The 9,873-nt window shown below is 71.7% G+C and carries 8 protein-coding genes; 3 read left to right on the forward strand and 5 right to left on the reverse strand.

The annotated features are described in order from the left end of the window. Positions 1–123 precede the first annotated feature (123 nt). Positions 124–1,884, reverse strand: a complete 1,761-nt coding sequence (locus AC0Z36_RS24485) for an alkaline phosphatase D family protein (protein WP_485465194.1) — start codon at positions 1,882–1,884, stop codon at positions 124–126. A gap of 161 nt (positions 1,885–2,045) precedes the next feature. Here AC0Z36_RS24485 and AC0Z36_RS24490 point away from each other — a divergent pair, with 161 nt between their 5' ends. Further along, positions 2,046–2,399, forward strand: coding sequence for an SCO5918 family protein (locus tag AC0Z36_RS24490; RefSeq protein WP_485465195.1), 354 nt, complete (start codon positions 2,046–2,048; stop codon positions 2,397–2,399). Between the two features lie 375 nt (positions 2,400–2,774). Beyond that, positions 2,775–5,498: a protein kinase domain-containing protein gene (locus tag AC0Z36_RS24495; protein WP_485465202.1), complete on the forward strand. Its 2,724-nt coding sequence runs from the start codon at positions 2,775–2,777 to the stop codon at positions 5,496–5,498. Positions 5,499–5,607: 109 nt separating this feature from the next. On the opposite strand, the gene AC0Z36_RS24500 is transcribed toward AC0Z36_RS24495, so the two are convergent. The 4 genes from AC0Z36_RS24500 to AC0Z36_RS24515 all read right to left on the reverse strand — a co-directional run bounded on the left by AC0Z36_RS24500 (position 5,608) and on the right by AC0Z36_RS24515 (position 9,389). Next, positions 5,608–6,198 (reverse strand): GNAT family N-acetyltransferase, encoded by a 591-nt coding sequence (locus AC0Z36_RS24500; protein WP_485465196.1) that lies wholly within the window; start codon positions 6,196–6,198, stop codon positions 5,608–5,610. A gap of 465 nt (positions 6,199–6,663) precedes the next feature. After that, positions 6,664–7,512, reverse strand: a complete 849-nt coding sequence (locus AC0Z36_RS24505; protein ID WP_485465197.1) for an alpha/beta fold hydrolase — start codon at positions 7,510–7,512, stop codon at positions 6,664–6,666. Between the two features lie 40 nt (positions 7,513–7,552). Continuing rightward, positions 7,553–8,245 carry an ABC transporter ATP-binding protein gene (locus AC0Z36_RS24510; protein ID WP_485465198.1) on the reverse strand — a complete coding sequence of 231 codons (693 nt, stop codon included), beginning with the start codon at positions 8,243–8,245 and terminating at the stop codon, positions 7,553–7,555. A gap of 73 nt (positions 8,246–8,318) precedes the next feature. After that, positions 8,319–9,389 carry an ABC transporter permease gene (locus AC0Z36_RS24515; RefSeq protein ID WP_485465199.1) on the reverse strand — a complete coding sequence of 357 codons (1,071 nt, stop codon included), beginning with the start codon at positions 9,387–9,389 and terminating at the stop codon, positions 8,319–8,321. Positions 9,390–9,568: 179 nt separating this feature from the next. Here AC0Z36_RS24515 and AC0Z36_RS24520 point away from each other — a divergent pair, with 179 nt between their 5' ends. After that, on the forward strand, positions 9,569–9,829 hold the full coding sequence (locus AC0Z36_RS24520) for a hypothetical protein (protein ID WP_485465200.1): 261 nt from the start codon (positions 9,569–9,571) through the stop codon (positions 9,827–9,829). Positions 9,830–9,873 lie beyond the last annotated feature (44 nt).

The following is a 9,873-nucleotide window of genomic DNA, read 5'->3' on the forward strand; positions in this document are numbered from 1 at the left end:
CGAAACACCCCGGCCCCCGCCCGGCCCGGCGACCGCGCTGCGGGACCACACCGCCACACCGCCAGGAAGCCCCAGCACCCCAGCGCCCCAGGCGATGCCCGGCCCGGCCCGGACCCAGCCCGGTCAGCCCTCGCGGACCGTCACCGTCCCCCGCCTGCGCAACGTCGCCTCCGCGCCACCGGGACCCGGCTTCACCCGGCGGAACGGCCGCAACTTGTCAGGCGCCGCACGGTCCAGCGCCAGCCGGGCACCGCGACCCTCGAACGTGAGCGTCATCAGATGGTTCCCGAACCACGGCCCGCCCAGCTTCGTCCACTCCACCGGCACCGGCCGCAACCCGGCATGCCCGGCCAGCCCGCGGCCGATCAGCCGGGCCGCCCGGCTCCAGCCGAAACGAAACCCCAGACGAATACCCCCCGACACCGAATTGTGCACCGGGGAGCACGTCAACTGCACCACCCGACTGTGCCACGACGCCGCAGCCCCGGTCCCGTACGCGGGACCACACGCCGCGTCCGTCCACACAGCCTCAGCGGCATAAGCGTGGTGGACGTCCCCCGACAGGACACTGACCGTCGCCGGCGGCCGCTCCCCCGCCACACCGTCCCGGGCGACACGGCCGATCAGACCGGCCAACGCGTCGAACGACTCCCGGAACGCCGCCCAGTGTTCGAGGTCCCCGGCCCGCCGCACCTTCTCACTCCACCCCGCGACCCGGTCCCCGCGGGCCCCCGCGCACAACGCCTCATTCCACGACTCGAGGTCGTGGATGCCGTGCGGCAACAACCACGGCAGGGACGTACCGATCAACAGGTGGTCGAAGCCGCCCTCATCGATCTGCCCCGCGATCCACGCCAGTTCGTCCGCGCCGACCATCCCCCTGGCGTCCTTGGTCAGGACCCGCCCCGCCCTGGAGTCGATCATCAGCAGCCGCGTGCGACCGAAGTCACGCCGGAAACTCCACCGGGCACGGCCCTTCCCGTCAGCCTCCGCGTCGGCCTGTACGGCGAACTCGTCGAGCAACTCCGCGGCGTCACCGTCGCGCCCGGCTTCACGCACCCGCGCGTACAGTTCGTCCTGCTCCAGAGCACGCGGATCGAGGTTGCCCAGGTGCTGGTAGACCCAGTACGACGCGAGCGCGCCGGAGATCCGCTGCGGCCACCACACAACCTCCGCCATGTCCTGCCGCCAGGCGTACGAGGTGTTCCAGTCGTCGATCACGTCGTGGTCGTCGAAGACCATGGCGCTGGGCACGGTCGACAGGAGCCAGCGGATCTCCGGGTCACCCCACGACTCCAGGTACAACTGCGTGTACTCCTCGAAGTCGGCGACCTGCCCCCCCGGCGGAACGCTCAGGTCACGGCGCTGCGCCAGGGTCTCCCGCATGCGCGCGGAGGTCTCGTCGGCGTACACCTGGTCGCCGAGCAGCAGCAGGGCGTCGGGCCGCAGGTCCGCGTGCCCGGCGATGAGCTTTTTGGCCAGGCAGTCCAGGGCGTCGGGGCCCATCACCTCCTGCGCGGTGCCGCCCTGGTCGCCGCCGCTGGGCGGGCTGGACCAGCGGCACGAGCCGAAGGTGATCCGCAGGGCCTGCCCGGCCTGCCCGTCGGGCAGCGTACGGATGGTGCTCGGCGGCAGCGCCGACTCCGGCGGCGGCCAGACCCCGGCGCCGTCGAGCGCGACCGTGTAGGGGGTGACGGTGCCCGGTTCCAGTCCGTCGACCACCACCAGAGCGTAGTGGTGCCCGCCGGCCTGCCAGGTGTGCGCGGCACCTGACGCCGTGCCACATTCCACGGTGACCCGCGCGGCGCCGGCGGTCTCCACCCACACCGTCGCTGTGGTGCGGTCCACATGGCGGAGCAGCGGCCCCAGTACGAGTGCGTCCATTGGTCTCCCCGATCCCTGTCCGACTGTCGTCCACCAGCGAGCCTGCCCACCGTCCGGAGCCCTCAGACAGCATGTACGGCAGCCCAGCGGCGGTACGTACGACCTTCGCATGTGAGACGCTTGGGGGTACCTGCACCATCCCTACTGCTGACTGAGGCACTATGCGCTTCACCATCGCTGGTTTTTCCTTCCACCTGCAGCAGAGCGAGGTGGAAAGGGCGATGAGCGGGATCAAGGCTGAACCTGTCACCGGCGAATCAGTAAAGATCGGCCGCCGTACCTACCCGATCAAGCAGGTCGGGTCGGTGATCACCGGGCAGCGTCCGCAGGACTTCAACACCCCTGAAGTGGTCCGGGCGTTGACCAAACTGGGCTTCACCTGCCTGCCGGCCCCGTCCGTCGAGCCCGTCGTGGCCGCCGAGCCGGTGTACGAGCCGGCCGTCCAGCAGCCGACGGAGGCCGACACCCCGGCACCGCTGCCGCACAGCGCCGGCTTCCGCGACGGCACCCAGTAGGCCGACCGGCGCAGCAGGCCGGCCGGGCAGTACGCCGGCCGGACGGCGCCACACCGTAACAACGCCGGCCCGGCCGGGGGTGCCTCTCCCCCGGCCGGGCCGGCGTTCGTGTGCGCGGACCTCCCCCCCCGCTGTCACACGGGTCGTTGCGACGCCCGGGCCAGGAGGTCATCGTCGCCCCCACGCTCCGGCCCCGTGCGTCGCACACCTGGTCGGCGGCGGCCACCTGGTCGCGTGCCGCCTGGAAGACCTGCGCCTCCAGGGCCTCCGCCGAGGTCTTCCACGCACGCGCCCACTACGCTGACCGTCCATCAGTCGCACACACCCGGCACCGGTTTCGGAACGCCCGGGGCGAACACACGGGGTTGGGTGAGCATGGAACCGCTGCGTCCGGAAGATCCGAGGCAATTGGGCCCCTACAGACTGCGGGCACGCCTCGGCGAAGGCGGCATGGGCTCGGTCTACCTCGGCATATCCCCCGGCGGCCTGCGCGCCGCCGTCAAGACCGTCCGCGCCGAATACGCCCACGACCCCGGCTTCCGCGACCGCTTCCGCCACGAAGTCGACGCCGCCCGCCGCGTCGACAGCGCCTGGACAGCACCCATCGCCGAAGCCGACCCCGACTCCGAACCACCCTGGCTGGCCACCGAATACCTCACCGGACTGCCCCTGGGCGACGCCGTCCGCGACTTCGGGCCACTCCCCGAACCGGCACTGCGCATCCTGGCCGCACAACTGGTCGAAGCCCTCATGGCCATCCACCGCGCCGGCCTGGTCCACCGCGACCTCAAACCGTCCAACGTCATCCTGGGCCGCGACCGCCCACGCGTCATCGACTTCGGCATCTCCCGCGCCGTGGAATCCGGCACCAACCCGCTGACCGGCACCGGCCAGACAATCGGCTCCCCCACGTACATGTCACCCGAGCAGGCCATGGGCGAACAGGTCGGCCCACCCAGCGACGTGTTCTCCCTCGCCTCGGTGCTCGTCTACGCGGGCACCGGGCGCGGCCCCTTCGACCCCGACGAGCCGCTGCCGCAGATGCAGATGCTGTTCCGCGTCATCCAGACCGGACCACGCCTGGACATGGTGCCCGGCGCGATGCGCGAACTCCTGGCCCACTGCCTGGCCAAACGCCCGCAGGACCGACCCACGCTGCCCGAGGTGCTGCGCCGCGCCGTCGGCGACCGCGACGCCACCGTCGTCGACAGCGGGGCCTGGCTGCCGGCGGCGCTCGCCGCGGAACTGACCCGGCGTCACATGGGTGAAGGTCACGACCCTCGACCTCACGTTCAGGTCGAGACGCCGGCCGGCCCCCCTCCGGCGACCCGGGCGGACTCACCGGAGGCGGTCACGACACCCGCGCCCGAAGGCACCGCCGTGACACAGGTGACCCCCGTCGGGGGCACCGTGCAGCCGCCCCGGCCGCCGCGTCCGCCCGCCGCCGCGACAACGCGGGAAACCGCCACAACCCAACAGTCGGCACAGTCGACCGTGTTCGACGCCACCACACCGGGCCGCCGCCTGAGCCGCCGCAACTTCCTGGTCGCCGGCGGAGTCGTCGCCGTCGCGGCCGCCGCCGGCACGGGCGGCTGGCTGCTGACCGGGGACGGCGGTTCTGCCGGCGAGAGCCTGTGGCAGACCGCCGTGGGCAAGATGGGCGCACCGTCGACGGTCGTGCACCACGGCATCGTGTACGTCGCCGGAGACGGCGTCGGCCCCGAGACCGCGGGCCTGGCCGGGTTCCTCGTGGCGCTCAAGGCCGACAGCGGCCAGGAACTGTGGCGGCGCACCGCCGCCGCCCACTACGTCGGCAAACCCACCGTCGTCGGGGACGCGGTGTACCTGGTCGCGCGCTCCCCCAAGGACACCTCCAGCTCCGACAAGCCCTACACCTCCACCGTGCACGCCTTCGACGCGGTGACCGGATCGCCGCGCTGGCAGCAGCCGTTCACGTCGATGGCGGTCACTGTCGCGGACACCCTGGCCGGCGGCCTGCTGGTGCTGGCCGTGGGCCGCACCTCGGAGGACGACAGCAAATCCGGCAGCGTCACGGCCCTGGACCCGACGGGCGGCGGAGCCGTCAGGTGGGCCTTCCCGCCGTCGCCGGGCGTCAACTGGCCCTCATCAGCAGCCGCGGGGACCGCCGGCACGGGGTACTTCCCGTCCACGCCCGCCGTCGGAGCAGACGGGACGGTGTACGTGACGGCTCAGCCGCAGTACAGCTCCTACGGCGGCACCGCACTGGCCCTCAATCCCGCCGACGGCACACAGAAGTGGTCCTTCCTGACGAAGGAACCGTGGGTGTCGGAGCCCCTCCTGGCCGACGGCGCGTTGTTCATCCGCACCACTGCGGGCGACCCGGGCACCGACAAGGACCGGGTGGCCTACGCCGTCGACACCGCCACCGGCCGGCAGCGCTGGCGCACCGAAGGCATGGCCGCGGGCTCCGGCGGCACCCCGCAGGTGTTCGGCAACACCCTGTACATCACCACCAACGGCAAGGACGAGGCATCCACCGCCTCCCTCCAGGCGCTGGACACCGGCACCGGCGGCGTCAACTGGAAACTCCAGACGGACGTACGGCACACCACCCGGGTCACAGCCGACAAGAACGGCACCACCGTCTACTTCGCCGCCTACCCCTCAGCCGTACAGTCCGGCGACGCGGAACCCACCAAAACCCCCGCACCCACCGACCCCCCACTGATCTTCGCCAGCCAGGGGACGGTGTACGCGGTCAACGCCGCCACCGGACAGGTCCGGTGGACCCACCCCACCGGCGACGCAGTGGCCGGCGGCCTGTCCACCCCCGTACTCGTCGGCGGCACACTGTGCGTGAGCGTCGACGCGGTCACCGCACAGCCCACCGGCACCCCCACCGCCGGCGCGCAGCCCGAAATGATCGAGCCCAAACCCAACGGCGCGCTCGCCGGACTGGACGTCAAAACCGGAAAGCAACGCTGGACGCGGCCGATGGGCACCCGCTGGATGTCCACACCCGTGGCCGGGGCGGACGGAAGCGTGCACACCGTGTCCTACCCGCCGTCGCACGCCGCCCAGGCCGAAGCGGTCGTCTACGCCGTACGGGCCGACTGAACCGCGAAGCCGCCGCGCACGCCGCACCCGGGGCCGGTGAAGCGGCCGAAAGGTGCGTCCCGGGGCCGGACCGCCCGTTGCGGCAGTCCGGCCCCGGGTCCGCCCGCCACTACGGCCGCGGCCGATCCCCGGCGTCGCCGACGTCCCGGGCGGGCACCTCGAACAGGTGCTCAAGGCCGTCCTCGTCGTCCCACAGCTCACCGACGCGCACGAACCCGAAGCCCCGGATGGTCGCCAGCGACCCCGCGTTGTCCGGGCTGATCGAAGCCCGCACCCGCACCACCGACGGATCGTCGGCGGCCAGGCGCAAAAGCTCACGCAGCATCGCGGTGGCGTAACCCTTACGGCGGTGCGCCGGATCGACCGAGTAGGCGACCTCGACCATGCCGTCCGCGTCCGGCGGCCCGTGGAACCCGGCGTGCCCCACCACCGTGTCGTCAGGGCGCGTGACCACCGCCCGCACGATCCACGGCGCGGCCGACGGGTCCCGCTCCAACTGGCCCAGGCGGTAGCGCCACAACCACGCAGCCTTGTCCGTCGTGAAGTAGTCCGTCAGGACCACCCCCGTCAGGGCGCTCGCGCCGGGCAGGTCGCCGTCCAACAGGGCGGCCATCGCAGCCGTAGGCAACGGCACGAAACGGACCGTCTCCGGCTCGCGCTGCGGTGAAATGAGAACCCGGGGTGTCATGTCGTCTGTCATCAGGCGGATCGTCGCAGGTCACGACACCGCGGGCAACCACTTTGCGGCCGTCGCGGCGCAGCGCGACCGTACGACGGCCTCCACACTCCCGACCCACGACCGGGCCGACACCGCGCAGCACACCCGCACCACAGCTCAAAACCCGCCCGGCACCCGGCCCGCCCGCAGGTCACAGCGGCTTGACCCACCGCGCCCACTGCTCCTGCCGCGCATACCCCGCAGCCTTCCACACGTGGTGCGCCAGAGCATTGTCGTCCAACACCATCGCGTCGGCCCACCGCCCACCCAATCCCCACGGTAGGAGACCGCACCAGGCCGGCACTGCGGCCGACCGGCCACGCCGCCCAGACTTCGGTCGACGGCTCACCCGACCCCGGTGACCGCGTACGGGACACCCCCGGACCCGGCCGGGTGCCACCGCGCACCGACACCCGGCACCCACCGCCGTCACCGACAACCCCACCGTCAGTACACGCCCAAATGCTCCAACAACGCCGCGTTCAACACCTCCGCACCGTTCTCCGGCACCCAGTGGTCCACCCCCGGCAAAGCCACGAACCGGTACGGCCCACCCACATGACCACCCGTCAGCTCCGCCGCCGTCCGCCCCAGCGCCGCATCCTCCTCACCCCACACGAACAACGTCGGCACCACGATCACCCCCGCCTCATGCAACGACTTCGGATCCACCGCCCGGTACCAGTTCAACGCACCCGTCAACGCCCCCGGCTCCCGCAGCACCCCCAGATACTCGGCCACCGACTCCGCCCGCAACCCCCCGTACACCCCCCGCAGATACCGGGCGTCGTCCGCCAGCAACGTCTCCTCGGCCGTGCCCCGCGTCCGGAACAGCTTCATGTACGACGACTGCTCCCGCTGCCCGGACGCCTCATCCCTCGACGCCGCCCACATCGCGTCCGGATGCGGCGTCGACACCACCGTCAGCGACCGCACCCGGCCCGGGTGCAGCCCCGCCACCTGCCAGGCCACCGCACCGCCCCAGTCGTGCCCCACCAGGTCACACCGCTGCGCCCCCAGCGCGTCCAGCACCGCCAGCACATCACCGACCAGGGCGTCCCGGTCGTACGCCGACTCCTCCCGGGGGCGCGCCCCCGGCGAGTAGCCGCGCTGGTCGAACGCGACCGCCCGGTATCCCGCCCCGGCCAGGGCGTCCAACTGCGACAGCCACTCCGCGGACGTCTGCGGAAAGCCGTGCAACAGCACGACCAGCCGTCCGTCCTCAGGGCCCGCGACCCTGGCGCGGAACACCAGCCCGCCCGCTGTGATCTCCACCCGCTCCACCTGCTGCACCATCAGGACACCCCGTCAACCCGTCGGACCCGGCAACAACGCCTCACACGTTCGCAGGCTCACCGCGCCCTGTCGATGCCCGCCCGTCACACACCGATACCACCTGGTCGGCCAGCTCCAGGTGCGCCTGGTCGTGGGTGACCAGCACCGTGGCCGTGCCCCGCTCCCGGGTGAGACCGGCGATCAGGCGCAGCACCGCCGCACCACGCTCCCGGTCCAGCGCACTGGTCGGCTCGTCCACCAGCAGCACCGTCGGCTCGTTCATCAGCGATCGGGCGATGTTGACCCGCTGCCGCTGCCCGCCCGACATCTGCTGCGGACGCTTGTGCGCCTGATCGGCCAACCCGACGGCGGACAGCAGTTCCAGCGCACGGGCCCGCCCCGTCCGCGCCGGGCGACCGTCCAGATGCACCATCAGCTGCAACTGCTCGGCGGCCGTCAGCGAAGGCAGCAGGTTCGGCTGCTGGAACACCATGCCGATCCGGGTCCGACGCAGCTCCGCCAGCTTCCGCCGGTTCATCCCGTCCGTACAGACACCGTCGACCACGACCTGCCCGCGGTCCGGGGTGATCAAAGTGGCCGCCACCGCCAGGAGGCTCGACTTCCCCGACCCCGACGGCCCCACCACCAAGGTCAGGGTGCCGCGCGGCACCTCCAGGTCCACATCGTCCAGCGCGGTCAACCGGGTCGCGCCGTCGGGGTAGGTCAGGGTGACGCCGGTCAGGGTCAGGCTCATCAAAGGCTCCGCGGGTCGGAAAGGACACAGGTCGTCAGGCCGCGCACCGGGGCATCGCGCCCGGCGGCCCCGGTCACCGGACGCTCCCCAGCGCCGTCAGCGGATCGACGGACGTGATCTTGCGGACGGCCAGCGCCGCACCCGCCGTCCCCAGCACGATCATCACCAACGCCGGCGGCAGCACCGTCCCGACATCCAGAACGAACGGAACACTCCCGGACACCGCCGCACCGACCCCCACGGCGATCACCGTCCCCACCACGGTGCCCAGCACCAGCAACGCCAGGGCCTGCCCCAACGCATCACGCAGGAGATACCCCGTCGACGCCCCCAACGCCTTCAACACAGCCACATCACCACTGCGCTGGATAGTCCACACCGTGAAGAACGCCCCCACCACCAAAGCGGAGATCGCAAAGATGAACCCACGCATCAACTGCAACGAACCGTTCTCCGCCGTATACGAACCCACCGCCGACAAAGCATCGTCCAGACCGACCGTACGGGTGCCCAACTCCTTGTCCGACACCCCCGTCCGCAGCCCGGGGCCAGTCCGCAACGCCACCACGGTGGCCGCACCGTCACCCGCCCGCGTCACCTGCCGCCACACCAAAAGGTCCGTCCACACCACCGGCGTATGACTGTACGAAGCGTCCCCCGCCACTGCGGCGACACGCACCGTACGACCACCCAGATCCACCTGGTCCCCCGCCCGCACGCCCAGGACGTCGGCCGCACCGACGGACAGCACGACCGCCCCGTCCGACAGCAGATCCGAACGCGGCGCCAACGGCGAACCCGGCTCCACCCCGAACGACGCCACCGCCGCCACCCGCCGCCCCGCACCGGCCCGCACCGTACCGATCCCCAACGGATCGGCCCGCCGCACGCCCGGCTGACGCGCCCACCCCTGACGCGTCCGCTCCGACACCCTGGACTCAGTGAACGACAGACCCCCGCCGGCCGCCGGGGAGAACACCAGCCGGTCCGCGGGCAACCCCGTCACCGCCGACGTGCTCTCCCGCCCCAGCCCCGCCGTCAACCCCGACAACAGCCCCACCAGCACGGTGATCAGCACGACCACCGTCCCCATCAGAGCAAACCGGCCCCGGGCGAACCGCAGGTCCCTCCACGCGACGAACACGACAGTCCCACTTCCGTACGCCCGACTCTGGTGCCAGGCAGCAGGAACCCACTGTCCGCGCACCAACCCCCTTCAGACATCAGGCCGCCAGCCGCACTTTCAAGATCGAAAGGCGCACCACCGCTTACACCTTCTGACCGATGCCGACCGACTGACAAAAACCTAGACTGGGAAGAACCGTGATCCCCTTCCCCACCGCCCAGCGCGCACTACGCGGCGGACTCCACCTCATGACCGCCGCCCTGCTCGCACTGGCCACCGTCCGAGCCGCCCTCGACGACGACACCTTCGCCCTGGGAGCCGCGGCCGCCTTCGCCGCCGTCTACGCCACCCAGAACACCGCCGTACGCAAAACCCCCCGCGCCCCTGCCCTGTGGACCACCGCCCTGAGAGTGCGGTATGTGATCTTATGCCCGGCTTGTGGTCACTCGATGGGGTGACGGCGGGGCATCTTCGCCGGTCAGGCGTTCGGGATTCGCTTGGG

It is taken from the genome of Kitasatospora sp. UYEF31 (assembly GCF_057291755.1).